The 24,867-nt window shown below is 58.4% G+C and carries 22 protein-coding genes; 16 read left to right on the plus strand and 6 right to left on the minus strand.

The features are described 5' to 3' along the window. Window positions 1–150: 150 nt before the first annotated feature. Complete coding sequence (locus K6118_RS16135; RefSeq protein ID WP_247121520.1) at window positions 151–2,829, minus strand: winged helix-turn-helix domain-containing protein; 2,679 nt, start codon at window positions 2,827–2,829, stop codon at window positions 151–153. A 211-nt stretch (window positions 2,830–3,040) separates the two neighbouring features. Between K6118_RS16135 and K6118_RS16140 the strand changes: the two genes are divergently transcribed. Further along, window positions 3,041–3,640 (plus strand): DUF2238 domain-containing protein, encoded by a 600-nt coding sequence (locus K6118_RS16140; RefSeq protein WP_247121521.1) that lies wholly within the window; start codon window positions 3,041–3,043, stop codon window positions 3,638–3,640. Between the two features lie 14 nt (window positions 3,641–3,654). On the opposite strand, the gene K6118_RS16145 is transcribed toward K6118_RS16140, so the two are convergent. Further along, entirely contained in the window at window positions 3,655–4,704 is a 1,050-nt protein-coding gene (locus K6118_RS16145) for an AraC family transcriptional regulator (protein ID WP_247121522.1), read from the minus strand. Window positions 4,705–5,086: 382 nt separating this feature from the next. Here K6118_RS16145 and K6118_RS16150 point away from each other — a divergent pair, with 382 nt between their 5' ends. From K6118_RS16150 to K6118_RS16205, 12 genes are all read left to right on the plus strand, one after another. Next, window positions 5,087–5,380 carry a putative quinol monooxygenase gene (locus K6118_RS16150; protein WP_247121523.1) on the plus strand — a complete coding sequence of 98 codons (294 nt, stop codon included), beginning with the start codon at window positions 5,087–5,089 and terminating at the stop codon, window positions 5,378–5,380. Window positions 5,381–5,776: 396 nt separating this feature from the next. Continuing rightward, window positions 5,777–6,298, plus strand: a complete 522-nt coding sequence (locus K6118_RS16155; protein WP_247121524.1) for a Csu type fimbrial protein — start codon at window positions 5,777–5,779, stop codon at window positions 6,296–6,298. A gap of 67 nt (window positions 6,299–6,365) precedes the next feature. After that, window positions 6,366–6,830 carry a hypothetical protein gene (locus K6118_RS16160; protein WP_247121525.1) on the plus strand — a complete coding sequence of 155 codons (465 nt, stop codon included), beginning with the start codon at window positions 6,366–6,368 and terminating at the stop codon, window positions 6,828–6,830. 44 nt (window positions 6,831–6,874) lie between these two features. Continuing rightward, a complete protein-coding gene (locus K6118_RS16165) occupies window positions 6,875–7,588 on the plus strand; it encodes a fimbrial biogenesis chaperone (RefSeq protein WP_247121526.1) in 714 nt (237 codons plus the stop codon). Next, window positions 7,585–9,897, plus strand: coding sequence for a fimbria/pilus outer membrane usher protein (locus K6118_RS16170; protein ID WP_247121527.1), 2,313 nt, complete (start codon window positions 7,585–7,587; stop codon window positions 9,895–9,897). Before K6118_RS16165 ends, K6118_RS16170 begins: the two co-directional genes overlap by 4 nt. Further along, window positions 9,894–10,409 carry a Csu type fimbrial protein gene (locus tag K6118_RS16175; RefSeq protein WP_247121528.1) on the plus strand — a complete coding sequence of 172 codons (516 nt, stop codon included), beginning with the start codon at window positions 9,894–9,896 and terminating at the stop codon, window positions 10,407–10,409. The genes K6118_RS16170 and K6118_RS16175 overlap by 4 nt, the downstream gene beginning before the upstream one ends. Before the next feature lie 180 nt (window positions 10,410–10,589). Beyond that, window positions 10,590–11,669: a lipase family protein gene (locus K6118_RS16180; RefSeq protein WP_247121529.1), complete on the plus strand. Its 1,080-nt coding sequence runs from the start codon at window positions 10,590–10,592 to the stop codon at window positions 11,667–11,669. A gap of 58 nt (window positions 11,670–11,727) precedes the next feature. Further along, the gene (locus K6118_RS16185; protein ID WP_247121530.1) at window positions 11,728–12,396 is read left to right on the plus strand and encodes a class I SAM-dependent methyltransferase; all 669 of its coding nucleotides are present in this window, start codon (window positions 11,728–11,730) and stop codon (window positions 12,394–12,396) included. 121 nt (window positions 12,397–12,517) lie between these two features. After that, entirely contained in the window at window positions 12,518–13,054 is a 537-nt protein-coding gene (locus K6118_RS16190) for a Csu type fimbrial protein (RefSeq protein WP_247121531.1), read from the plus strand. Window positions 13,055–13,191: 137 nt separating this feature from the next. Beyond that, window positions 13,192–14,217, plus strand: a complete 1,026-nt coding sequence (locus K6118_RS16195) for a hydroxyacid dehydrogenase (protein ID WP_247121532.1) — start codon at window positions 13,192–13,194, stop codon at window positions 14,215–14,217. 3 nt (window positions 14,218–14,220) lie between these two features. Further along, window positions 14,221–15,003, plus strand: a complete 783-nt coding sequence (gene ppk2, locus K6118_RS16200; protein WP_247121533.1) for a polyphosphate kinase 2 — start codon at window positions 14,221–14,223, stop codon at window positions 15,001–15,003. A 124-nt stretch (window positions 15,004–15,127) separates the two neighbouring features. After that, window positions 15,128–16,159 carry a nuclear transport factor 2 family protein gene (locus K6118_RS16205; RefSeq protein WP_247121534.1) on the plus strand — a complete coding sequence of 344 codons (1,032 nt, stop codon included), beginning with the start codon at window positions 15,128–15,130 and terminating at the stop codon, window positions 16,157–16,159. A gap of 50 nt (window positions 16,160–16,209) precedes the next feature. Here K6118_RS16205 and K6118_RS16210 read toward each other — a convergent pair whose 3' ends face one another. From K6118_RS16210 to K6118_RS16220, 3 genes are all read right to left on the minus strand, one after another. Continuing rightward, the gene (locus K6118_RS16210) at window positions 16,210–17,175 is read right to left on the minus strand and encodes a cation diffusion facilitator family transporter (protein ID WP_343269993.1); all 966 of its coding nucleotides are present in this window, start codon (window positions 17,173–17,175) and stop codon (window positions 16,210–16,212) included. Between the two features lie 146 nt (window positions 17,176–17,321). Next, on the minus strand, window positions 17,322–18,308 hold the full coding sequence (locus K6118_RS16215; protein ID WP_247121536.1) for a DUF547 domain-containing protein: 987 nt from the start codon (window positions 18,306–18,308) through the stop codon (window positions 17,322–17,324). Further along, a complete protein-coding gene (locus K6118_RS16220) occupies window positions 18,220–18,474 on the minus strand; it encodes a hypothetical protein (RefSeq protein ID WP_247121537.1) in 255 nt (84 codons plus the stop codon). Before K6118_RS16220 ends, K6118_RS16215 begins: the two co-directional genes overlap by 89 nt. Window positions 18,475–19,037: 563 nt before the next feature. On the opposite strand from K6118_RS16220, the gene K6118_RS16225 reads away from it, so the two are divergent. The 3 genes from K6118_RS16225 to K6118_RS17420 all read left to right on the plus strand — a co-directional run bounded on the left by K6118_RS16225 (window position 19,038) and on the right by K6118_RS17420 (window position 24,130). After that, window positions 19,038–20,801, plus strand: coding sequence for a methyl-accepting chemotaxis protein (locus tag K6118_RS16225; protein WP_247121538.1), 1,764 nt, complete (start codon window positions 19,038–19,040; stop codon window positions 20,799–20,801). A gap of 135 nt (window positions 20,802–20,936) precedes the next feature. Next, the gene (locus tag K6118_RS16230; RefSeq protein ID WP_247121539.1) at window positions 20,937–21,608 is read left to right on the plus strand and encodes a glutathione S-transferase family protein; all 672 of its coding nucleotides are present in this window, start codon (window positions 20,937–20,939) and stop codon (window positions 21,606–21,608) included. 197 nt (window positions 21,609–21,805) lie between these two features. After that, on the plus strand, window positions 21,806–24,130 hold the full coding sequence (locus K6118_RS17420; RefSeq protein WP_343269994.1) for an alpha-amylase family glycosyl hydrolase: 2,325 nt from the start codon (window positions 21,806–21,808) through the stop codon (window positions 24,128–24,130). Window positions 24,131–24,162: 32 nt separating this feature from the next. On the opposite strand, the gene K6118_RS16245 is transcribed toward K6118_RS17420, so the two are convergent. Then, on the minus strand, window positions 24,163–24,783 hold the full coding sequence (locus K6118_RS16245) for a transglycosylase domain-containing protein (RefSeq protein ID WP_247121540.1): 621 nt from the start codon (window positions 24,781–24,783) through the stop codon (window positions 24,163–24,165). Window positions 24,784–24,867 lie beyond the last annotated feature (84 nt).

The raw sequence follows: 24,867 nt of genomic DNA on the forward strand, positions 1-24,867 counted from the left end.
GGAAAACCTACCCTGAGATTAGTCAGGGTAAGGCCAATGTTTGAAGGCGTAATACTGGTAGATTTCCGGCTAAAACCGGCAGGTTACGGACGAGCCACCGGAAAGGGAGGGGCTACTAATCATAGTAGGTGAGGAGATGATCGCTGAAGTTTAACCCAGCGGCAGTTTCATCTTACGGATGTGGGCGACGGCTTCATGCCGTCCGGACACATGGACCTTGGCATATATATTTTTCAGATGATAGCGCACGGCATGTTCCGTGACGCCAAGTTCCCGGGCGATAACCTTATCCTGTTTGCCTTCCGCCAGATGGGCCAACACATCCATCTCGCGCGGGCTGAACAGCGGCTTTTCCGGAGTGGCCGCCTCGTGTGTTATCTCCTGCAGCCAGTCCTTGAGGTTTTCACCGATCAAGCGGGTCGCGGGATCCGAAGCGATCATGTCGGAAATGATCGGCCCGTTTTGTTTCAAGGGGCCGACGCCGCCGCTGGATTTGATCAGGTCCAGCCCCCGCTTTAGGAGGTCAAGCGCGTGGGATGCGTTCCCGACAACCCACTCGGAACAGGCCGCTGTGACCAACGTCCGGCATGCGGGGGCATGGAGCCCTTTCTTCAGAAAGACATCGACAACGGTTTCCGCCAGGCCGTCGAGGTCAGCGGCTTTGCCGCGATATTGTTGCAGCAGGAAATGCGCCTTGGTCATGCTTTCCAGATCGCGCCACGCGATCGTGTCGGGCGGGCTGGCCAGGATAGCGGTTTTGTCCGGGAGGGCGGCGTCGGCCTGCGGTCCGGGGTCTTCCCCTTTGGCGGCCTGCAGCACAAGCTCCAGCCGTTTCAGCTTGGGCTGGAGGGAGGTTACCTGCTCCTGATCGACATAGTGCTGCATACTGGTGACGAGGCTGAGGGCTTCATCCAATTGCTGGCGGGCCAGATAATAGTCGATGGCGGTCGCGATCGCGGTGGCATGAAGGTCGCACCAGGCGTCATAAGCGATAAGGCGTTTGGGCAGGCCCGGCGCTATGCGGCCCACGCTGTCGAGGTCTCCCTGGAAAAGCCGCAGTTCCGCTAGCATGACGTCGCAGGCGAGGCGGGCGCCTTCATCTTCCCGGAATGACCGGCGCTGCTTTGCCTTGGCGGCATCAAACAGCTGGGCGGCGCGGTCCTGATCGCCGATATTGAACGCGATGGCACCTTCATGCAGGTCGATATATAGCTGGCCATAGACAGAGGAGGCTTCCTCAAACCAGCGCCTGGCAAGGTCGGCCCGCCGGCTCGCTTCGTCCAGTTCTCCGGTTACAAAATTGGAGACGCACAGCGAATTATTGTAGGCACCATCGACCAGGGCCGACATCCCGGTGCCTTCAGGCATGTGATAAAGGTCGTTCTGGTTCAGATACTCATCGGGCAGGGCGCCATACAGGACCATGAAGGGCAAGCTGATATGATGGTCCATCTCCAGCACCCCATCCGTCCCGCCCGGCCGGTCTATCTTGAAGCCTTTGGTGTGTTTCGCGATTTTGGTATAGACGTCGCGTGCTTCGGTCAGGAGGCCGCGCTTGGTCTGGATCACGCAGTGCATCAGGGCCACGCGGGGAAACGCCTGCAAGATATAATCGTTCAGGTAAACCTGTGAACTGAAAGCCCGCGATACGCCTTCCTGAATGAAGAGGCGCACGCCGCCGAAGTCTTCTATTAGCGTTCCGATCAGGTCCTCATCCTCGGACTGGTAGGCGTGTGAAAGCGCCAGGCGGAACCGGTTCTTCTGTGCCATCCATACCGCTGTTGCCCGGTGCAGGGCCCGGTATTTTTCAGGGTCCTGGCGCCTCAGGCTGTCGCGCAGGAATTCACGCAGCAGCGGGTGGATGCGGTAGGTGTCCGGCCCGTCACCGATCGGGCTGATGAGATATCCGATCTCGCCAAGGTCGTTCAGGCGGGTCAGAAGATTGTCAGTGCCTTGGGTGGCTCTTAGGGCATCGGCTTCCAACCAGTCGAGTACTGACGCCTCAAGGAGAGTGGTGCGGATTGTGTCGGTCAGCCTGCCGTCGATCTGTTCCCGGATATATTGGGAGGCAATCTCGGACGGGTCCCCGAGCCGTTTCAGGGATTCTTCCAGCGGGCAGCCGGCTTTCATATCCATTCTGACCAGTTGGACGGCCATGGGCCAGCCAAGTGTGGCCTCCTGGATTCGGGCTGCATCCTCAAGTGAGATGCGGTCCCCGAACAGGGCCAGGATATGATGGGCGGTGAAAGCCAGTTCATCGGCGCGGACATGTAGTAGCTGCCCCTGCATGGCAAAATGGGACAGCGACAGGCCGGGATTCATCCGCCCCGCGATCAGGAAATGGACGTTGGGCGGCGCGATGCTGATCAGATGTTCAAGCGCGGCGCAGACATCCTCATTGACGACTTCCAGGTCGTCAAAAATCAGCAGCCATTTTCCGGCCTCATGCTCGAACGTGTTGGCGAGAATATTAAGGTGTTTCGTCAGGGTGACATTTTCCGGAAGCTCGTCAAAAAAGTCGGCGGAAAGGCGATTGCCGTTTCTGATAAGCGCATACGCCAGATATTCGACAAAGCTCCGGCCTGTTTCATCGGCCGAGAAAGTGAGCCAAAGCGCGGTTGCGCCTTCATGGGCGGTCCAGGCTTCATAATGCTGGTTCAGAAGTGTTGTCTTTCCATACCCTGCAGGCGCTTCGATATGGGTGATGAAATGCAGCTTGCTGTCATGGAAAGGTGAGAAGCGGGAAAGGGTTTCACTTCCCGTGCGGGGCGGTTGAACCTTCGCGCTGACCAGCCACTCAGGAATATCCTTGGTGTGGGTGGCTGTCATTTATCGCTCTCCATGAGAAAGGGGTGAAATCGACGTTCATTCTAGAAGTGGGTTTCAAGAGAAGGCAATAGCCCTGCATATATCCGGGGGAATGACTGGGGTTTCAGTCCCAAAAGACGTGTCGGGACGGGGTAAGATTAGCGATATTGATGTTACGACTGTGGGCGACTAGGCTACCCTCTGTGGGGGCTACCATGGGAAGGGTCAGCACATGAAATATCTTTGGGTGCTTGTGTTCGCAGCAGGCTTGGGCTGGTCAGGCCTCAACCCCAAGGACCAGTTGACCTGGTTCCTGGAAGTGTTTCCCGCGATGATTGGGGCGCTGGTCCTTCTTCTCACCTATGCCCGGTTCAGGCTCACGCCGATCCTTTACTTTTTTATCCTGCTCCACTGTCTCGTCCTTATGGTGGGTGGGCACTATACTTACGCGGAAGTGCCCTTCTTCGACCATCTGTTCGGGATGACACGCAATAATTACGATAAGCTGGGTCATTTCTTTCAGGGGGTTGTCCCCGCGCTTTTGGCGAGGGAGATATTTATCCGCAAGCAGGTGATAAACGGCCCGGCCTGGCGGAATGTCCTGACTGTGTCGGTGTGTCTGGCCTTCAGCGCCTTTTATGAACTGATCGAATGGTGGGTTGCCGCAGCGTCCGGTACCGCGGCGGATGCTTTCCTGGGCACCCAGGGCTACAGCTGGGATACCCAGTCCGACATGCTGTTCGCCCTTATCGGCGCAATATGTTCTTTGATGGTTTTGTCCGGCCTGCATGATAGGCAACTGAAGGCGCTCGCGGAAAAGACAGGCTCTTAACCGAGGCCGTGCCGTTAATTGCGGGCGCGGCAGGACTGACGGAAATCGCGGGCGGAGATGTCGTAGGTGCGGTGGAAGGCCCGGCTGAAGGTTTCCAGGTTTTCATAGCCAACCAGTACCGCCACTTCCGTGATGCTGATGGCGGGGTTTGTGGCGATCATCTTTTTCGCCCGCCGCATCCGGTGCTGTTGCACAAGCCCCATGGGGCTGCCGAACGGCTGGCATACCCTGAAAAGCTTGGCTCGTGATACCCCAACCGTTCTGGCAATGAAATCCGGGCTCAGCGCCGGATTATGGAGATTGCGGTCGATACAGAAACGGATCGCCTCATGGAGTGCGTTTTCCATCGTTTCTGATGAGAGGATATCGGCGTGCTTCGTGCTGAGGAGCGCAGACGTGAGCACTTCCATCGTCACGGACGAAAGCATTTCCGCCTCTGCCTTTGTGGCATGTTCCAGCACTTTCATTGCCGTGACCATATGGTCCTTGAGAAGCGTGGTCATGGGGCTGTCTGGGAACAGGCAACCGTCGAGATGGTCCAGACCGGGCGCGCGTTCTTCCAATTGCTGGCGGTGGATGACAAGCGCGATATTGTCATAGTTTTCATAGCTTGTGGAAAACGGCCGGCGCATGTCGTGGAATCGGATTCTTCCGGGCTGGATCAGCTCCCCGCATTTGAAGGTATTGTGGAGTTCTGTCCCCGCCAGCCGGTACTGAATGGCCACGCCATCGAAGTCGCCGAGGGCAATGGCTTTTTCATCCCGGGTCATGGTTGCCGGGTGGTGCACCGTGTGGCGGGCATAGCCGAAGCTCGAGGTCAGGTAGCTGTCCAGCTTGGCATGGAAGGGGGCATTATGCGGGGCGTCCCGTTCGACGGTGCCGTAGGAGGCCGCGGCGACAGAGCGCCACAGTTCATACTGGTCCTGCTCAGGAATGGCTCGGCTGTCGAAACTGTTGAGCTTGGTTTTTGCCGGGCGACTTTCATAGACGGAGGTTTCCAGCAAGGTGGGAAGCGCGCGCGGCGCTCCCTGTGGTCTTCCGTGGCTTTCCGGAACCTGTGTCAAACCTGCCCCCCAAAAGAGACGCTCCGTCAAATGATTGAGACGTGGCGTCAAGCAGCGTTTCCTACAAATTGATATAAATTTTCCTGATCCGGGAGGCAATGGCAATTTGAAGGGGCGCCGGGCTTGCTCTTATTGGTCGACCCCCAACGTGTAGTGATGTCCGCGGGTCTTTCTTCTTCAGTGCCATTTGCCGCCCGGAGGCTTACTGCGGCTGCCAGAAAACTCTGCTGGCAGGGTTTCTCGTGATGTTCATTAAGGCTCCCTATGGCGACGACCCCTGTTATGATCAGCAATGTCGGCATTCCGCGTATGGCTGTAGGGGCGGATGGTCGGAGACGGGCCGCGCCCTTTTGTGGGTTCGGGATCTATTGGAGCGCCTGATGTGATTATCGTTTCCGGGAAGATAGAAGTCTCGCCGCTCTACCGCATGGAGCTTCTCTCCATCATTGAGCCCTATGTCAGGGCGGCGCGGAAGGCGTTTGGCAATCTTCGTTTCCATATCAGTGAAGATTGCGACCATTCGGGCAATTTCTATGTCTATGAGGAATGGGACGCCGTCACGGCCCGTGGCCTGCATATGCGTACGGAAACGGCCCGTTATTTCCGCAGGATGCTGAAAGCGATGCATGTGCTCGCCATCGAGCTGAACCAATATGAGGTCAGCAAGGTTATCTAGAGCGGCCTCCTCCCCCCAAAAAAATATCGTGATGTGCAGGCGCCAAGAGTGAGGGAAGTTGCTAATCTCGGTTTGGACAATCGACTAAAGCGATTAATTTATGTATTATGGATAAAATTTCGTGTGTGGCGGCGTGGGTTTTACAGTCGAAATCATAAATATTTTAGGAAAATTTATCGGTTTACGATAGTTCCGTGCACTCTATGGTATTTTGATGCAAATCAAATCAAAATAAGAAGAATCCACAGTATTGATTAGCAGAGATTAGTTCTTACTTTTTATAGTGAGAGCGTTGTTCTTGGGGTTAAGGGGTGCGCATGTTGACACTTTCTTAATGGCCTCAGGATACATTGGAGCAAAGCACGGCTTTGGGGGCCGTAATGTAGGAGAACAAACATGTTCGCCACTGGTAATAAGAGTGTTGTCAGCCCTCGTCGCCTGTTGGGGCGTGCCGGTATGGTTGCCGGCATTGCTATGCTGGCCGCTGTTTCGGCATCGGCTCAGACCGACACCTTTCAAGTAACGGCAAACGTCAATGCAGCCTGCACGGTTGCGGCCAATGATTTGGCTTTCGGCGTGTATGACCCCTTCTCGGCAACGCCGACGGACGGGTCTTCGACCATGGACGTGCTGTGTACCAACACCACCCCTTATGACGTCGGCCTCGATGCAGGCGTAGGGACCGGTGCGACCGTCGCTTCGCGTAAGATGACGTCGGGTGCAAACCTCCTTAACTATTCTCTGTACCAGGACTCGGGACACGCCACTGTGTGGGGCGAAACCGTCGGGACCGATACTGTATCGGGTACCGGAACGGGTACGGCTCAGACCGTTACGGTCTATGGTCGGATTTTTGCGCTACAAAATGCCGTCCCGGGCGCTTATAGTGATACAGTGACTGTAACGGTCACATTTTAAGCGCCTGCGTGTACAGTGCGGGTAATGTTGGGGGTGCGGCGGATGCCGGGGAGCCGGAGGGTGGCTTATGCTTATCATTTCGGATGGACAATGGCAGTGGGTGCCGAAGCGATCGGTCACCTATACTGCCATCTGTCTGACGATTTGTACGCAGCTCATCGTTTCGGCTCCGGTTTCAGCCGCAAACATCCCTTCGAAAGATAAATCTCCCGCCCGTGCATCGTGGGGTAAGTCCCGCATGGGAATCACTGCCGTGGTGGAGCCGCGTTGCGCCATCCGTGTTAGTATTGAAACGGCAAGTTTCTCCACCCAGCCGGTGGAGGTTCGCTGTACACAGAATACGGAGTATGGTTTGTCGGTGGCTGCGGCCTCCGGGCCGGAGGTAACGCTTCGAACGGCCATCCAGACGGTTGCGGCAGATACTGTTGTGCCGGGTGGGGCGGGGACCAGCCGTTACCTTGTCGAGAGCAAGCAGGTAAAAGCTGCTGTGAAGGACAAGCCCGTGCAAACCATTCTCGCTATTGATTTTTGACCTGGACCGAGAAACATATGTTGGCTCTGAAACGATCTGCCTTTATGGCCCTTTATGCGCTTTTGGCGCTCATCCCGGCCACGGCCGCCCATGCCGCCGCGACCCTGGAGGTCAGTCCAATCCGCATTGTTCTGACCAAGGGCACGCCGGTTGCTGTGGTTCATGTCCATAACCAGGGCCGGGCGAAGGCTGTGGTTCAATTGAGGACACTGTCCTGGGACCAGAAAAATGGTGAGGATGTCTATGGTGACGGCAATTCCCTGATCGCTTGCCCGCCGGTTTTCTCGCTGGAGCCGGGGCAGGATCAAGTCGTCCGGATCGGCCTTGTCGAACAGCCTGAGAGCTGGAATATCGAGCGCGCGTTCCGCCTGTTCGTCCAGGAAGTGCCGCCGCCGCCCGAAGGTGGTGGGCGCCAGGTTCAGCTGACCATCCGTATCAGCGTTCCGGTGTTCCTGCAGCCGATGAAACCGCATCGCCCCGATCTTACCTGGAAGCTTGATGACCGCGGCAAGGACGGGATGTGGATGACGGTTCAGAACAACGGCAACATGCACGCGCTTCTGACCGGTGTCCGGCTTCATACCAATGAAGCGCTGATCTTTGAGGCGGCAATGCATAAATATGTGTTGCCTGGGTCAACCATGTCCTGGCGTCTTGATGAGATCAAGCCGATGCTGCAGGCCGTGCCTTCCCGCGTTGCAATGACGGTTGCGACCGACCAAGGCTCATACCAGGAAACTCTTCCGGTTAATAAATGATACGCTGGGGCAAGGGCCTGCCAATATTATTGGCGGTGGGCCTTCTTGCCTGGGTGGGGATAACTGCACCCGGCGCCCGGGCTGCTGAAGCCCCGATCCTTTACTTCGTGACCATCACCGTCAACGATGTGGACCGGAGCGGCGTCTACCCGGCGCTTGCTCGTGGTGACGAGTTTGCGCTGGGGGTTGAAGCCTTCCGGACGCTCGGGTTTTTGGTGCCGGAAGTTACGCCGGAAGATTATCACGGTCAGCAGTATCTGCCCCTGTCGGCGCTCAAGGGGGCATCCTACATATTCGACAGCCAGCACCTCAGCCTCAAAATAACCTGCAAGGCAGTCTGTTTTCCAGGCTCCGGTGTGACAGGTGTCTGGCAACCGCCCAAGGTAGACCCGACCCCGTTTGGCGCATTCCTGAATTATGACCTGGTGGCGGAGAAGAACACGAGCGCAAATTATATCGGCGCGCTTACGGAACTGGGTGTCTTTTCCGAGCATGGCACCGGCATCATGACGGCGGCGGCCAGCCATCAGAGTTCCGATACCAGCCTCACCCGCCTGGAAACCAGCTGGACCATCGACCGCGCGGAAAAGCGTCAGCGCTGGCGCTTTGGTGACAGCATCACGGAGCCGGGCGGCTGGGGTCGGGCCTCGCGGTTCGGCGGTATCCAGTTCGGCACGGATTTCAGCCTTCAGCCGGGCTTTGTCACCTTCCCGACACCGACGATCCTGGGGGAGGCGTCCCTCCCGTCCACGGCGGACATTTATGTCAATGGTGTCCAGCGGTCGAGTGTTCAGGTGGAACCTGGGCCCTTCACCATCGAACAGCCGCCGGTCATTACCGGGTCGGGGGACCTCAAGGTCGTGGTCCGGGACCTTCTGGGCCGTGAAACAGTGCTTATCCAGCCTTTCTATGCCAGCCGCAACCTGCTCCGGCGCGGGCTTGCCAGCTTTTCGGTCGAAGCCGGTGCCTTGCGCCAGAATTACGGTATCGGCAGTTTCGATTATGGAGATGTCTTTGTCTCCGGCAGTTTCCGCAAAGGGTTTAGCGACCATCTGACAGCGGGTCTTCATGTTGAAGCATCCGGAAAACGTGCGGGGATCGGCCCCAATATCGATTGGCAGATGCCCTTTGGCGGTATCCTCTCCGCGGCGACAGCCGTGAGCGTCAATCACGGGCGTTTCGGTGCGATCCTGCAAACCAATTTCAATTGGACGTCACATAATTTTGGGGTTCAGGTCTCGCACGAGATGACGACAAAAGACTTCGCCCGTCTGGGGACGGCTGAGGGCGTGCGGGAAGCGCGGATGCGCACGAGCGCGAACGCCGGGCTGGATCTGTCCCGCTATGGTGCCGTTTCGCTCAACTATACCCGTGTGGATGAGCGCGACAGTGACGATTTCGAAATCGTTAGCGCCAACTATTCCAAGCGGGTGGGTAATTTGGGGACGCTGGGGGTCAATGCCTCCAAAAGTTTCGGCGCCTTTGCCGACACCATGCTCTATATCAGTTTCACCACCCGGCTTGGGGACAGGACCACCGGTAGCGCCAGTCTGGATAGGAGTGCAGGTCAATGGACCGGCACGGCGCGCGTGACGAACAGCGCCCCCTATGAGGGCGGGTTCGGCTACCGGGCGGAGGCAAGCCGTGACCAGACACAGCGCGGCCGTGCCGGTGTTACCTACGAAGGCAGCCATGGCCGCCTTGACCTGGATGTCAGCAAGACACAAAGCGGCGAAGCGGCCCGGCTGGGTGCGCGCGGTGGCGTTATCTTCATCGGCGGGGACACCTATATGACCCGCACGGTCGATGAAAGCTTTGCGCTTGTGGAAGTGGGGGATTTCGAAGGCATCGGTGTCCTCAAGGAAAACCGCCGGGTAACCGAGACCAATGACAAAGGCCGGGCGCTGATCACCGGCCTTCGGGCCTTTGAGGAAAACCGCATCAGCATCGACCCGCTTGACCTGCCGCTGTCCGCCGATATCGGCACGTCGGCCATGGTCCGGGTGCCCCGGCGCCGGAGCGGGGTCGTCGCCGCGTTCCCGATCGGCCGTGTCCGGTCCGCCGTTGCCCGGATTGTCGATGTGTCGGGAACCCCCCTCAAGCCGGGAACAATGATGCATGCCCTGGATGGCGGCAGTGATTTTCCTGTCGGATTCGGGGGCGAAGTCTATATGATGGGACTGACGAAACCGATGCGGTTCGAGGCCCGCCTGAAAACGGGTGCATGCCGGATCACCATTCCGGCGGTTGCGGCCTCGCCCGTGCCGATCCGATTGGGGGTGATTGTCTGTAAAGGAGACAGTCGATGATGATCAAACGTCTAGTTCCTGCCGTTTTGCTGATAAGCCTTACGGTTAGTCCCGCTATTGCCCAGGGGGGGCATGGTCATGGCGGGCCGCCCTCCTGCACAGGGTGTTATTGTTCTGTGAGTGCTACGAATGTCAACTTCGGCACCTATGACACCCTGCTCAAGCCCACTCTCTACAGCACGGGCTCTATCTCGGTTACTTGCGGGACCGATACGATCGGTGATGTTATGTCCTATGATATCGAGCTCAGTTGGGGCAAGTCAGGTAGTCTACCGCGAGAGATGGAAAGCGGTACGAACGTTCTGACCTACAATCTGTATACTGATGCCAGCCATGCCAGTGTATGGGGTGATGGCAAGAAATTTGGCAGTTCAGTGGTATCCGACAGCTATACCTTCACCTCTCTTTGCTGCGAGGTACGTAATTATACGGATTATGGCCGTCTGGACGGTGGGCAGAACGCCGTTCCTGGTGTCTATGTAGATGACATTGTGGTCACGGTTTCCTGGTAACTGGTCTCTTCCCATCTGGCAGAAGCGATATCGGCCCGGCTGCTTCACATTTCCATTGGGTAGTTCGTATTATAGGTGTATTTTTGCACCTATGGACGATTTGCCGTGTCTGAGGCGCCGTTTCCGGTTGTTTACAGATAGACGTCTCGGGTGCGTGCCCTTTTTGGGAAGGACCCACCGATGGAACCCTATTTCGCACATACAGACCTGCTTGATCCCCCCACCAGGCGCGCGGCCTACAGCGACCGCACGAGTTACCTGATGGCGGAAATGTCGCGCCTCGCCTATTTCCGGTTTGAGGGCGGCAGCAACATCAAAGACATCTTGGAAGAAGCCAAACAGTTCGTGCCGGATGAGGAAAAATGGCAGGCGCTGGCGGCGTTGATTGAAAACCACATCCCCAGAAGCGGGCCGGAGGAAGGCAAACGCCTGCTGGACGGCATCCTGCAGGAGCGGGGATTCGCGCTTGTCGATACATTCGATGAGCCGGCAACCGGCGCGCAGGCCTTCCTCTGTGCAAGCGACAGCCGTGAGATGGCGGTACTGGCTTTCCGCGGCACCGAAGCGACACTCAAGGACATCAAGACCGATGTGCGCGCCCAGCTGACCACTGCCGACGTGAATGGTGAAAAGGTGCTGATCCACAGCGGCTATTATGACCAGTTCAGCTCGGTCAAAGCCAAAATCGAGACAGCGCTTCAGGATGAGCGGGTCAAGGGCAAACAGATTTTCATCACCGGCCACTCGCTTGGCGGGGCACTGGCGATCACGGCAGTTCGTTTCCTGCCGGAGGACGGCATCGGGGCCTGCTACACTTTCGGGTCACCGCCCGTGGGTACCAAGGAGTTCGACTATGACATCCGCACGCCCATTTACCGTATCGTCAACCATGTCGACATCGTGCCAAGGCTTCCGAACCCGGTGATGGTTTATATCATCCGCGGGATCGGCATGGGGGTCAGCTTCCTGCTGACGCCGGTTACCGGTCTCAACGCCCGTATTCAGGAAAGCCGCTGGTACAAGCGCCTGAGCCGCCTGCTCCTCGATGCCCAGCAGTACCGGCAGTCCGGCTATGGCAGCTATCTGGTCGGGCAGGGCAATGGGGTCAGGCTGCGCTATTCCGTCAGCGTGGTTGACAAGCTGCGCTGGTGGGCGCGGCAAATCCCCAACCTGTTCAAGGGCGACTTTCAGCTGCTTACGGACCATAGCATCGAAACCTATTCCCAGAAGCTGGCAACCTGGGCGGAGAAGCGGCATTAGGCTGAAGCTGTCGCTTGTAAGGGGCCTATGGTATGATGGCGCCGCAAGGAGGCAGGCCATGCCAGACCAGGCAACGCTCAAGCGCAGCTTCGACCCGGATACAGTCCGGCGTCAGTATGCTCATGTCGCCTGGTTCTATGATGCCTGGGGGCGCCTGACCGAAGACAAGGCGCTTGGCCTCCTGCTTGAGAAGGCGATCATCCGGGACGGGAGCGATATTCTGGAGGTGGCGGTCGGCACAGGCCGCCTGTTCGCGCGCATGGCCGCGCTCAATCTATCCGGTCACATGACCGGCGTCGACCTGTCGTCCGACATGCTGGCCTATGCCCGTCGCCGGATGGCGCGGCAGAAAAACGTGGGCAGCTATGACCTCCGGGAAGCCAGCGCCTATGACCTGCCTTTTGAGGACGCCAGTTTCGACCTTGTCGCCAACAGCTATATGCTGGACCTGCTGCCGGTTGCCGACCATCCGCGCCTATTGGCAGAATTCGCCCGCGTGCTGCGTCCGGGCGGACGTCTGATGCTCGCCTGGTTTTCAGAAGGAACGCATTGGTATAACCGTTTGTGGCTGTGGCTCGCCAAGCATTTCCCGGCGCTATTGACCGATTGCCGCCCGGTGCGGCTTGAAGACGCGGTTACCGCGGCCGGGTTCCATATCCTCGACCGGCAGGACGTGAGCCAGATGACCTTCCCGTCAACGATCCTCGTCGCCGAGAAAAAGGTGTAACGACAAGGTCTGGTATTTGTCACTGGCCGCCAAAGCAACTGGCGGTTGGAACATGCGGTATCAACGATTTCATGATATATTAGAATGGTCCTGAATATGGGGGCATAGGAGTGAAGTGTCTTTGCGGAAGATATTCATCGCCGCCAATATTGTGGCCGCTTCAGCGGTTGTCTTCTTCCTGCTGGAGAGGGGCACCGACAGGCACCCTCATGTCGATGCCCAAGGCGGGCCGCCTACCTGTCAGGGCTGCCACTGCACGGTCACGGCGACGGACGTCAATTTCGGCCTCTATGATGGCCTGCTTAGAAGTGCGGTGAACAGTACCGGTAATATAGAGGTAAGCTGCAGCACCCAGAACGTGGGGGACACCATTTCCTACGATGTGGAGCTGAGCAAGGGCCATGGGAATTATTCCGCGCGGGAGATGACAGGCCCACCGCAGAATGCCCTGTTGACCTATAACCTCTACACGAGTGCCAGCTACACGGTTGTTTGGGGCGATGGCCACAGTGGCAGCAGCGTGGTGAGCGACAGTTATGTCTTCACGGTGCTGTGCTGCGAGATACGGAACTATACCATGTATGGCCGTATCGACGCCGGCCAGAATGCTGTTCCCGGCGCCTATGCCGATAGCCTGATGGTCTCGGTTTCCTATTAGCCGCTAGTCTAGCGCTGGCATGTCTGCCATGGTGATGTGGATATGCCGGACGAGGGGCTGGTTGTCCAATGTCAAGGCGCGGCGGGGAGTGAGCTGCTTTCGTCGTGGGCATCCGGTATGATGCGTGGGAGACCCTTATGAAACTGGTGGTGTTTGAAGCCGAGCCGCGGGAGGCGCCCGCTTTCGATGCCCTCAAACCTATGATCGACGTTCAGTGGGTCGATGAGCCGCTGACAGCGGACAATGCCGCGGATTATGCTGATGCCGATGTCATCTCGCCTTTTATCTATTCGAAGATCGATGCCCAAGCGCTTGAAAAGCTGACGGCCCTCAAGCTCATCGCCACGCGCTCCACCGGCTACGATCATATCGATACCGCCTGGTGCGCGGACCATGGGGTCATGGTCTCGAATGTGCCGTCCTACGGCGAAAACACCGTGGCAGAACATGTGTTCGCGCTTCTTCTCGCGCTCAGCCACCGCCTGCTGGAAGGGGTACAGAAGGCGCGGTCGGACGGCTTTTCGCCGGACGGTCTCGAAGGTTTCGATCTCGCTGGCAAGACGCTCGGCGTTGTCGGCACCGGCAATATCGGCCGCCATGTCATCCGCATCGCGAAGGGGTTCGAGATGGAAGTGGTGGCGACGGACCTCTATCCCGACAGCGCGGTGGCCGAAACCCTCGGCTTCCGCTATGTGCCGTTGGACGAGCTTCTGGCGTGCGCCGATATCATCACGCTCCATACCCCCGCCACCCCGGGGACCGAGCATCTTCTGGATGCTGCCGCGTTCGCGCGCATGAAGGAGGGTGTGGTCCTCATCAACACCGCGCGCGGCAGCCTGATCGACAGCAGGGCGCTGGTCGGTGGGCTCAAGTCCGGCAAGGTGGCGGCGGCCGGGCTCGATGTGCTGTCGGGCGAACCGTTGATCCGGGAGGAGGCTGAGCTCGTCAGTTCCGCCTTCATAAGCCAGCATGACCTTAGTGACCTGTTGGCTGACCATGTCCTCTTGCGGATGCCCAATGTCATCATCACGCCGCACAGCGCTTTCAACACGCGGGAGGCGGTGGGCCGCATCGCCGCTACGACGGTTGCCAATATCCGCACCTTCCATGAAGGCAAACCTCAAAACCTGGTAGCCGCCCCCAAGGGCGAAGGAGACCGCTAGGCCATGAAAACGCCACCGCTGCCTGAAATCAGCAAGAAGCAATATAAGCATGACCTCCATGCACTGCAGATAGAGCTGGTGAAGCTCCAGAAGCATTTTATCGGCTGCAACGACAAGATCCTCGTCATCCTTGAAGGCCGGGACGCGGCGGGCAAGGACGGCACCATCAAGCGTATCGTCGCGCACCTGAGCCCACGGGAAACCCGCGTGGTCGCGCTTGGCAAGCCGTCGGACCGCGACCGCACGGCCTGGTATTTCCAGCGTTATGTGCCGCACCTGCCCGCGGCGCAGGAATTCGTGCTGTTTAACCGTAGCTGGTACAACCGGGCGGGGGTCGAACGCGCCATGGGCTTCTGCACGGAAGAGGAACATGAGGAATTCATGGCCACCGTGCTGGATTTCGAACATATGCTGGTGCGTTCGGGCGTGAAGCTGTTCAAATATTATCTGGATATCAGCCGGGAAGAACAGGCACAGCGCCTGAAGGAGCGGCAGACCGACCCGCTGAAGCAGTGGAAGATCAGCCCCATCGACGCCGAAGCCCTGAAACACTGGGACGACTATAGCTGCGCCCGCAATGAAATGTTCGCCCGGACCCATAACCCGGTCACGCCCTGGACCGTGGTCCGCGCCGGCAACAAGAAGGTGGCGCGGCTCAATCTGATCCGCGACCTGCTGTCCCGGCTGCATTATGAAAAGAAGGACGAGCGGCTGTTGTTGACCAACCCCGATGTGGTGTTTCCCTATGACGAAACCTATCTCGGCAACGGCATGATTGCGCCCTGAATGCAGGTGCCCGCGCCGCCCGGACGGGAGCGTATTGCGGAAAAGCATTTGCAGGGGCGACGATTTCTTGATAGCGGTTCTGGATCGGTACCGGAGCCTGAACCCGGATCAACGAGGAAATCAAATGCGCAAGCGCCCGATAGCATTGGCGGTCATGATGGCCCTGATCCTGCCTGGCTCCACAGCCTATGCAGGCGGGAAGCACTCCATTGGCAGGCTGCGGACTCTTGAGGCAGCGAAGAACCGGGCCATGTCCTTCGAGCAACAACAGGCCCGTCAGGATGAGGCGTATCTTCAAAAGCGGAATGTAGCACCCAAGGCGAAGAAGGCCGCTCCGAAGAAGGAGGAGCATAAAATCCCGTACATCCCGGGGTTTGGTCCGAAAAAAGACCGGCTTGAGGTCGCCTATGCCGATACGACGTATCAGGCCGCGGTCAAATCCAACGATTTCAGGACGCTCTACAATATCCTCGCGCCGGCGGTTTCGGTCGTGCTTGGCAACGGCAAAACCGTGACACGCCGGGAGATCCTGGCTGAAGCCCAGTCGAACACCGTGCATTATAAACAGCAGGATGAAGTCCCGGGCACGAGGAGTGTTCGTGTCTTTGGCGACATGGCGGTGGTGACCGCGCTCCTGTGGGTGAAGGGTGAGGGCCTCCAGGGCCAGTTTGATGATCACCTCTGGTTCAGCAGCACCTATTTGAGGACGCCGAAAGGCTGGCTTTACTGTTTCGGGCAGGTATCTCTGCCCCTGGCACCCGATGCCGTCGACGAAGCGGTGAAGCAAGCGAAACTGGCCATGCAAGTGAACCTTGCGGCCGAAAAATCGAGCGACCCAAGCGGTCCTTATGCGCAAGCCAGCCCCTACGATCAGACCGGAGGGGATATCCAGACCTTCAAATATGGCCGAAGCGGCCGATTGAGCCGAAGCAGCCGAAGCAGTCAATATGGCCAGGACAGCCAGTACGGCCAAGCCGACCAGTCCGGGACCAACCAGTATGGTACCGACCAGTCCTCCGGTACCGACCCTTACGGCAATGACCCGTATGGCACGGGAAGCCAGACCGACCAGGGCTATCAGACCGATCAAACCGGCCAGGACGGTCAGGACAACCAGGACAATCAGAACACCGATCCGTCGTCACCTTACCACTGAGCAGTCAGCTGGGAGGATGAGGAGTGTCCAGTCTCGCGGGCGGTTCAGGTTCAGGCGTCTGCCGGGGCTTTGTCGAGCGGCTTTGACGCCCGCTTGTGGCCTTCGAAGCTTTGGGCCTCGATAAAGACGCGGTAGACCTCCGGGTGGACGGCCTTGAGGCGGGCCTCTAACCGGCTGACGGTTTTCTCGACGTCCGACGCCTTGAGGTTATCCTTGAAATCGAGGCTGACGGCCACCAGCACTTCATCGGGGCCGAAATGCATGGTCAGGAATTCGTTGATCCGCTCCACACCGTCTTCCTCGACAATCAGCGCGCGCATGGACTCCCGCGCCTCCGGTGCAACGCCTTCCCCTGTCAGCAGGCTTTGGCATTCGTAAGCCAGGAACATGGCGGTCACCGCCAGGATCAGGCCGATGACCAGGGAGGCAACGCCGTCGAGCACGGGCATATGCAGTGTTTCGGATAGATAGACGCCGATGAGCGCGACGACGAGGCCGAGCAGGGCGGCGGTGTCCTCAAACAGAACGGTGAAGATGGTCGGGTCCTTGCTGGACCGGACGGCGGCAAACCAGCTGCGATGGCCTTTCTCGGCTTTGAATTCTCTAAGTGCGACCAGCCAGGAACCGGTTTCGAACAGGATGGCGAGGCCGAGGATCAGATAGTTGACCCAGGCATTTTCCACCGGGGACGGATCGTGGATCTTGCTGATGCCATGCAGGATGGAAACCCCGGCGCCGAGCCCGAAGATCAGCACGGCAACGACGAAGGCCCAGAAATAAAGCTGCAAACCGTGGCCGAACGGATGGTCGGTCGTCGCCGGTTTGGATGCGCGCTTCATGCCGTACAGAATCAGGCCCTGGTTGCCGGTGTCGACGAGCGAGTGGATCGCCTCGCTCAGCATGGCGGCGCTGCCCGTATAGGCGGCAGCAATAAATTTGGTGACCGCGATGGCGCTGTTGCCTGCGAGCGCCGCAAAAATCACCGTTTTCGACCCGTGTGCCGACATATGGCTCAATCCCCTCTGTGTCCTGGCGGGTATGCCGGGGCATCCGTCTTCATTGCCTGCCTCTTGTCGCCGCTTGGGCGGGCGAATGCAAGCCCCGGCTTGATCGAAAAGGGGGCCGCCGGAATGGAGAATGGTTCAGCAGGAAGCAAGCAGGGCTATTGCCCGCCCTTGCCTCCGCTGTTGTCTTCAACCTCTTCGACATCCACATGGCCTTTGCGCGCGGCCTTGCGTTTCTGAATCTTGATCAGATAGTGCATCACCAGGTTGGGCACACGTACCCCGGCCAGGTGGCCATTCTTCTGAATTAGCCAGTCTTCCATCTGTTGGGCGTTGATTGATTTGAGAGACCCTATAAGCGCCGCGGGGTTGCCCGCGTTGGGGTTGCTGTCATTGCGAATACCCTGCATGAGGTCGGCGATATAATAATCGTGGGTCGTGGCCTTGACTGCGTCCGCGTTCCGGAAGCGCGAGGCATAATAAGTGTCGGCATATTTGGCCAGATGGGCCTTAAGATCATCGGGCCAGGCCGGGAACAGCGCGCGGTTTTCTCCGTAGAACTCGGACACGCGCAGCAGGGTGCCGTCCATCCGGGCGCCGCGGTTCGAGTTGATGAACTCCACGGCATTCTGCTTCAGCATGTCCCACACAGTATGGGCGGTGAAGGCGACCTTGGTAATATTGGGTGATCCCACATAGCCCTTGAACAGGCCATACATGACAAGCGGGTCCCGCCAGCCGGGCATCAGGATACGGTATTGAATGTCATTGAGCGACAGCCTGACCCCCGCGACCTTGAGGAGCTTCTTGTCCAGAAGGCCGTGGTGGCCGTCCGGCCCATAAAGAAGCGTTCGGATCTGCTGTTCCGGATAGGCCCGCCCCAGCGCTTCGACGAGCGTGATATTATAGAGATTAAGCCAGTAGGCCAGCTGCTGGTTTTTCGTCCATTCCTTCATGGGGATAGCGCCGGGCATGGCTTCCAGTTCCCGCCGGATACGGAGCAGTTTTTTCAGGTTTTCGTTCACTTCCAGCGTCTGGAAATAGAAACGGTTGCCCTCATAACGCAGGTTGGATGTGTTGCCGATGACGAAATGTTGGCCGATGCCGGGGCGGGGGCGCGAACGCCCGGTCGGACGGCCCGGCATCGAACACGGATGCGTTCAGGATGTAGGACCAGTCGGCATAGGAAATGGCGACGGTTTCTTGTGCGTTGTGTGCCGCGAACGGCTTGGGCAGCGATTGACCGGCAAGCACCGGGCTGCTGATGACAAGTGCAGCGGCCATGACGACAGCTTTGATGGTAACGGTCATGTGAAGTCCCCCCTCTGAGACAGGACGGCATGCTGCATCAGCGAACCTAAACCTAGGATTAATCAAATATGACGCGATAATTAATCGGCATAGGAGTTTTTATGCCTGTGTAGTGGGGGATGAGCTACATAAAAATATAATCATTTGCATTAATATAGAATCGCTGAGTGTAATCGTTTGCATAAAACAATGACCATTTTACTCTTTGTTAAACATTTCCCGTCTAAAGCGAATAACCGCGGAAACAAAGTAAACGCGAAAATAAAATGCATCAGGCATTTGAAATGTCTGAATGCCTTCTTTTCCTTCTCCTTTGGTGCCATCGCGGGGGATTGTGCCAAAGGATCGTTATGAGTGACCGAGGAGCGGGTGACCCTGTCCGGTTCAACCTCTGGAATACCTGGGTGGCCCTTTGGCCGCTGACACATCTTGCGCTTGGCAGCCTGCGCCCAGCGGCCTGCGTATCAAGATGATTCCAGCCGTTTGATCGGCCCTCTCCGGAGAACTGTGCATGTCCCAAATCGAAATGCCTCATCGCAGGCGGCTATTCAGGTAAGAGAAAGATGATGTTGAACAAGAATGCAGAGTTAAGGGTCCAATTCTCACGAAGCGCCTTCATCAATATCAGCATGATCGTGATGATCAGTGTGCTGGCGGCTTTCGGGATTATGACGCTCAAAAGCGCGCTCGGCCGGTCAGAGCTCATCACCAAGGCCATGCGCCATCATATGTATGCCGACATGATGCATGACAGCGTTCGGGCTGACATTTTCGCCATGTATCATGCCGCGTCGGTCGGCGACCGGGCCGAGATGGCGAAAGTGGACGAAACCTTCAAGGAAGATGCGCAAGGCTTCCGCGATGCGATCGAGAAAAACAAGCAACTGAAACTGCCGAAGGAAATGCGCAGTGACCTCAATGAGGTGGATGCGCCGCTTGAGGCCTATCTCGTCAAGGCTGCCCATCTGGTGCAGGCGATCCGCAAGAATTACCATTCGCTGACAACCGATGAAGTCGTTGATTTCACCAATAATTTCGATGCTCTCGGTGAGAAAATGGACAGGGTGTCCCACCGGGTTGAGAAGATGGAGATCAGCGAGGACAACAGTCATCTTTTCTGGTCTTATCTGGTGCTGGTGCTGACGGTGCTTGCCGGGGTGGCGAGCGCGGGATTTTCGCTTTATCTGCGCAAGCATAACTTCGCCCATATTGTGGGGCCTGTGACCAATGTTTCCGGGGTGATGGAGCAGCTGTCACACGCGACCGATGACGAGGATATCGTCATTCCCTATACCGATCGCGGCAACGAAATCGGCCGCATGGCCAAGGCGCTTCTGGTCTTCAAGGAAGCAGGCGAGGAACGGCGTCGCCTCGAAGCCCAGCGGCTGGAGGCCGAGAAACGCCAGATTGAGGAAGCCCGCGAACGTGAGGCCCTGGAAGAGAAGCGCCAGCGGGAACTGGAAGAACAAGCGCTCAGGACCCAGGAACGCGTGCGCCGGGAAATGGCGGATTCGTTCGAAGGCAAGATTGCTGGTGTCGTGCGCGAGCTGATGGCCAAGGCCGATGTGCTCAAACAGTCGGCCCAGGCAGTCGGCCGCTCGGCCAAGGAAACGGCTGCAAAATCCGGACAATGTGTCTCCGATTCCCAATCGGCGGGGGAAAGTGTCCAATCGGTCGCCGCAGGGGCTGAGGAAATGGCGGCATCGATTTCGGAAATCAGCGCCAGGGTGCAGGAAGCCTCGACCACCACGCGCTCGGCGACCGATGCCGCCGCGGGCGCTGTGGAGCAGGTCGACTTGCTCGATGGTGTTGCCCAGCGGGTCGGGGAAGTGGTCAAGCTGATCAACGATATTGCCGAACAAACCAACCTGCTCGCGCTCAATGCGACCATCGAGGCGGCGCGCGCGGGTGACGCCGGCAAAGGCTTTGCCGTGGTTGCCAGCGAGGTCAAAAGCCTGGCGAACCAGACCGCCAAGGCAACGCAGGAGATCGAAAGCCAGATCGAGGAAATGCAGGGCGCAACCCGCACCGCCATCAGTGCCGTGCGGGACGTGACCGACCGGATCGGCAATATCGACCAGATCTCCAGCAGCATCGCCTCGGCGGTTGAGGAGCAGTCGGGCGCGACGAGCGAGATCGGCCGGTCCGCCGCGATGGCCTCGGACATGACAGGCAATGTCATCGACAGTATCCAGATTGTCGGCCATGCCGCGGAGGACAATGTGCGCACCATGGCAACCGTGGAAGACGCGGCGGAGCAGCTGCTCGCCATGTCGGAAGACCTGGAGCGCCAGGTTGCCGATTTTGTCGAGGAAATGCGCCGCTGACGCAGCCGCTGAAGCATATAACAGGCGGGTGGGGCCATGCTGCCACCTGCCTTTCTTTTTGATAATTGAGTTGACATCAACATATACATGGTCCTGACTAGGCTGGTTTCATAAAACACATGCTAGGAAAGTTTCATGGCCCTGGTGCTTCATTATCATCCACTCTCGTCCTTCTGCCATAAGGTGCTGATCGCGCTTTATGAGAAGGAGATTGATTTCGACCTCCATCATCTTGACCTTGCGGCCCCCGGCGTGCGGGAACGGTTCAATGCCCTGTGGCCGGTCGGCAAGATGCCTGTGCTCGAGGACAGTGGCCGTGGCCAGGTGATGGGAGAGGCCAGCATCATTATCGAGTATCTCGATCTGCATTATCCGGGCGCGCGGCAGATGCTCCCGGCTGACGCGGACGCGGCACTGGAAGTGCGCCTGTGGGGCCAGATCATGGATAATTATGTCCAGCACCAGATGCAGAAATGCGTCACCGACGGCATGCGCCCCGAAGGAAAGGGCGACCCTTTCGGTGTCACGGAGGCGGCAGCCTGCATCAAGAACTGCTTCAGGCTCATCAATGACCGGATGAAGGACCGTGCCTGGCTTGCCGGCGAGGACTTCAGCCTCGCCGACTGCGCGGCCGAGCCGGCGCTTTTCTATGGCCGCTTGGTCGTGCCGATGGAGGATTTCCCGCACCTGAGCGCTTATTTCGAGCGTCTGATCGCGCGGCCGACCGTCGCCCGCGTGCTTGAGGAAGCCAGGCCCTGGTTCCACCTGCTTCCGGTGGCGGACCGGCTGGAGGCGCGCTTCTGCTAGGCCCTTGACTCGAGTCACTTGAAAAATTTGCAAATATTTGCATCGTTTTGGGGTACCCGTCGCTTAAGGCCTTTGATAGGCTGCATCCCGCGCTAATCATGGCGTGGGAATAGGGGAAAGTCATGCCATCGGCCACATGGACCAGTCTTGCCACTCGTTTGTTTTTGACAATAGTTCCTGTTTTTGCAGGCCTGCCCGTGCAAGCGGTGGACCTGCCGGTGGTTACGGCGGAAGCCGCGCCGGTGACGGCTCTGCGCGCGGAAATCCGCGGCGAGAAAGCGATCTGGGTGCGGGAGGTCGGCGGCAAGCGGCTTGATCCGGCCCTGTGGCAGCTGACCGATGCCAAGGGCGGGGTGATCCCCATCACGGCAGTGCTGCCGCAACAGGCCGATACCGTCCTCATCGTGCCGAAGCAGCCGATCAACATCCGCCGCGTTTATTATGTCGCGCTTCCCGCTGACAAGCTCCGTGTCCGGGCCCGTTTTGATGGCTGGTTCCGCACACTTTATTCCGACAAGCCTTTGGGTGCCAACGTGGCCCCGGATCATAAGTCCACCACCTTCCGGGTGTTTGCGCCGCGCGCGACGGCGGTCAGCCTTTACCTCTATGACAAGCCGGATGAAAAGCCGAACAGCCTTATGGAGCCGCTTGCGCTGGTACGGGACGAGAATGGCGTGTTCGAAGTCACGCTGCCGGGCGACCTCAAGGGCAAATATTATGATTTCACCGTCCACGGGCCCGATGACCCCGGCAACCAGTTTTACGAACAGGCACCGGTGCATGTGAGCGACCCCTATGCCCGTGTGCAGGTGGAGGAATATAACAAAAGCCGGGTCTGGTATCCGGAGAAGCCAGCTACGCCTTTGAAGGCCGGGCGGCCGAAAATGGAAGACGTGGTCGCTTATGAGCTCCACGTCCGCGATTTCACGAACCGCCTGCCGGTCAAGGCGGCGATCAAGGGCCGCATTCCGGCGATGACGGTGAAGGGGCTCACCAACAGCCACGGCCAGCCGATCGGGTTCGATTATCTCACCCGTCTCGGCATCAATGTGGTGCATCTGATGCCGATGCAACAGTTCATGAGCTACCCGACCAAGGAGTGGCGGGCCATCTTCCATAATGACCCGGACATGAAGGCGGTCGGCATTAATGACGAGAATTACCAGTGGGGTTATTCGACGACCCACGCCTTCGCGATTGAGGGACGTTACCGCGCGCGCAATGCCGAGCCGGGGGCCGAGCGCGATGAGTTCCGGGACCTGATCCAGGCGTTCCATGACCACGGCATTGCGGTCGTCGTCGATATCGTGCCGAACCATACGGGCGAGAATATGCGCGGCGGCAAGCTGCCGGTGAACCTCAATGCCTTCGGCCACTATTATTATTACCGCACCGATGATGAGGGCCGGGAAATCGGTCCTTACGGCAATGAGGTCAAAACCGAGGACCGGCCGATGGTGCAGCGCTGGCTGATCGACCAGGCCAAGATGCTGGTGGATGAGTTCGGGGTCGACGGCTTTCGCATCGATCTCGCCGGTCAGCTGGACCGCCAGACGCTGCTGAAGCTCCGACAGGCTGTGGGGCCGGATGTGCTGATCTATGGTGAGCCGTGGATTCCGGTCTCCGACCCCTATGTGAAGGCCAATAAAAGCTGGCACTGGTACAAGGAAAACGCCCCCATCACCTTCTTCCAGGATGATGCCCGCAACGCTTTCAAGGGCTCGCCTTTTGTGCTGAAGAACAAGAGGACAGACCGGGGCTATGCCGGGGGCAATGCCTCCCTGCGCGATGCCGCGATGAAGGGTCTTTCGAACGACCTGGTGGGCGAGGAGAAAACCGCGAACGGCGGCATCAATTATCTCGATATCCACGATAACTGGGCGCTCGCCGACCGCTTCGCGCTCCATGACTGGGACGGCCGAAAAGGCGTTGATGTCGGGCCGTACCGCATCGCCGCTACGCTGCTTCTGACGTCCCAGGGGCCTGTGGTTATGCAGGGTGGGACGGAGATGATGCGCTCCAAGGGTGCCGCCACACTGCACGGGGTTGCCAAACAGACGAAAGAATTCGGGGAAGTGCGGCTGAAGGGCCGGGATGACACCTATAACCAGCGCATCCCCAACGAGTTCGTGTGGGAGAATGTCGGCGTCACCAAGGGGCCGAACAACTATAAGGCCATGGAAGCCTTCTGGCATGGCCTCATCGCGCTGCGCATGTCTGACTGGGGCACGGTATTCCGCCACGCGGTCAAAACGCCGGGCTGGTACCAGTGGATCACGCCCAAGGACAAGGCGCTCCTGGGTTATGTCACCGGCAGCCGGGTCATGGTGCTGATGAATGTCGGCGACACGAAGGGAGTGTTCTCTGACGTTACCCCGCCTGCAGGCAACTGGCGTCTGGTCTCAGTGGACGGCAAGGTCGACCTGAAAGGCCTCACGGGCGAGGGTGCCCACCTCACCGGCGGTCAGGCCCACACACTCACCGTCCCCGCCACGGGTGTTAAAATCTGGGTCAGGGAATAGGCTTTAGTCGCACGCCTTGAAATAGCGGTCAGTTAGCCCCCGGCTTTTGCACTCACGGCCAGAAGCTTTTTCACGCGGGCAAGCTGATGGGCATGGGCTTCGGGCGCTGTCAGCGGGTTGAAGATGTTGGGCGCGGTCAGCATGGCGACAAGCCCGAGAAACTGATCGTCTGAAAGCTCTTTGAGTGGTTTGCCGTAATAGACCCGCGCGCCCGCGCCGAAGCCATAAACCGGCCCCTTGGGGCCTTCCCCCAGATAGGCGTGGCTCAGGAACAGGGACAGCAGCACATTTTTCGGCATTGAGGCATCAAGCGCGAAGCGTGCGATCAGGCTTTGGCGGATTTTGGCGAGGCCCGGTTTGAACGGGTGGAAATACAGCTGTTTGGTCAGGGCCTGCGGGATTGTGGTCATGATGCCGTGGCTGAAGTCGGTCCCGCCGTGGCGATAGAAATTGGGGTCATCGACCTTGATGAGCGCTTCTACCCAGCGGGCAGGCAACTCCCCGGGTTCGATCCGCTCCGGGCTTTCTGCGAAGGCGCGGGCAACCAGATCAGGTGTTGCGGTTCGCGCCGGAATGACGATGGCTGCGGCGTAAACCCCGAAACTTACCAGGGCCAGAAGGGCGATAAGCCCCACAGTTTTCGTTTTGCGCATCCTGCGTCTCTCCCACTTTAGAGGGGATCATGCTCTTTCCTCACCGTGGCGGAAAAGGGACGCCAATATGGCAGATGTCTGAAA

This window comes from Kordiimonas marina (genome assembly GCF_023006325.1).
Lineage (GTDB): Bacteria > Pseudomonadota > Alphaproteobacteria > Sphingomonadales > Kordiimonadaceae > Kordiimonas > Kordiimonas marina.

Excerpts from the sequence above, each read along its gene's own strand:
- K6118_RS16135 (WP_247121520.1), bottom strand. The coding sequence starts at position 2,829 with ATGACAGCCACCCACACCAAGGATATTCCTGAGTGGCTGGTCAGCGCG.
- K6118_RS16140 (WP_247121521.1), top strand. The coding sequence starts at position 3,041 with ATGAAATATCTTTGGGTGCTTGTGTTCGCAGCAGGCTTGGGCTGGTCA.
- K6118_RS16155 (WP_247121524.1), top strand. The coding sequence starts at position 5,777 with ATGTTCGCCACTGGTAATAAGAGTGTTGTCAGCCCTCGTCGCCTGTTG.
- K6118_RS16160 (WP_247121525.1), top strand. The coding sequence starts at position 6,366 with ATGCTTATCATTTCGGATGGACAATGGCAGTGGGTGCCGAAGCGATCG.
- K6118_RS16165 (WP_247121526.1), top strand. The coding sequence starts at position 6,875 with ATGGCCCTTTATGCGCTTTTGGCGCTCATCCCGGCCACGGCCGCCCAT.
- K6118_RS16170 (WP_247121527.1), top strand. The coding sequence starts at position 7,585 with ATGATACGCTGGGGCAAGGGCCTGCCAATATTATTGGCGGTGGGCCTT.
- K6118_RS16175 (WP_247121528.1), top strand. The coding sequence starts at position 9,894 with ATGATGATCAAACGTCTAGTTCCTGCCGTTTTGCTGATAAGCCTTACG.
- K6118_RS16180 (WP_247121529.1), top strand. The coding sequence starts at position 10,590 with ATGGAACCCTATTTCGCACATACAGACCTGCTTGATCCCCCCACCAGG.
- K6118_RS16185 (WP_247121530.1), top strand. The coding sequence starts at position 11,728 with ATGCCAGACCAGGCAACGCTCAAGCGCAGCTTCGACCCGGATACAGTC.
- K6118_RS16195 (WP_247121532.1), top strand. The coding sequence starts at position 13,192 with ATGAAACTGGTGGTGTTTGAAGCCGAGCCGCGGGAGGCGCCCGCTTTC.
- ppk2 (WP_247121533.1), top strand. The coding sequence starts at position 14,221 with ATGAAAACGCCACCGCTGCCTGAAATCAGCAAGAAGCAATATAAGCAT.
- K6118_RS16205 (WP_247121534.1), top strand. The coding sequence starts at position 15,128 with ATGCGCAAGCGCCCGATAGCATTGGCGGTCATGATGGCCCTGATCCTG.
- K6118_RS16215 (WP_247121536.1), bottom strand. The coding sequence starts at position 18,308 with ATGCCGGGCCGTCCGACCGGGCGTTCGCGCCCCCGCCCCGGCATCGGC.
- K6118_RS16220 (WP_247121537.1), bottom strand. The coding sequence starts at position 18,474 with ATGACCGTTACCATCAAAGCTGTCGTCATGGCCGCTGCACTTGTCATC.
- K6118_RS16225 (WP_247121538.1), top strand. The coding sequence starts at position 19,038 with ATGATGTTGAACAAGAATGCAGAGTTAAGGGTCCAATTCTCACGAAGC.
- K6118_RS16230 (WP_247121539.1), top strand. The coding sequence starts at position 20,937 with ATGGCCCTGGTGCTTCATTATCATCCACTCTCGTCCTTCTGCCATAAG.
- K6118_RS16245 (WP_247121540.1), bottom strand. The coding sequence starts at position 24,783 with ATGCGCAAAACGAAAACTGTGGGGCTTATCGCCCTTCTGGCCCTGGTA.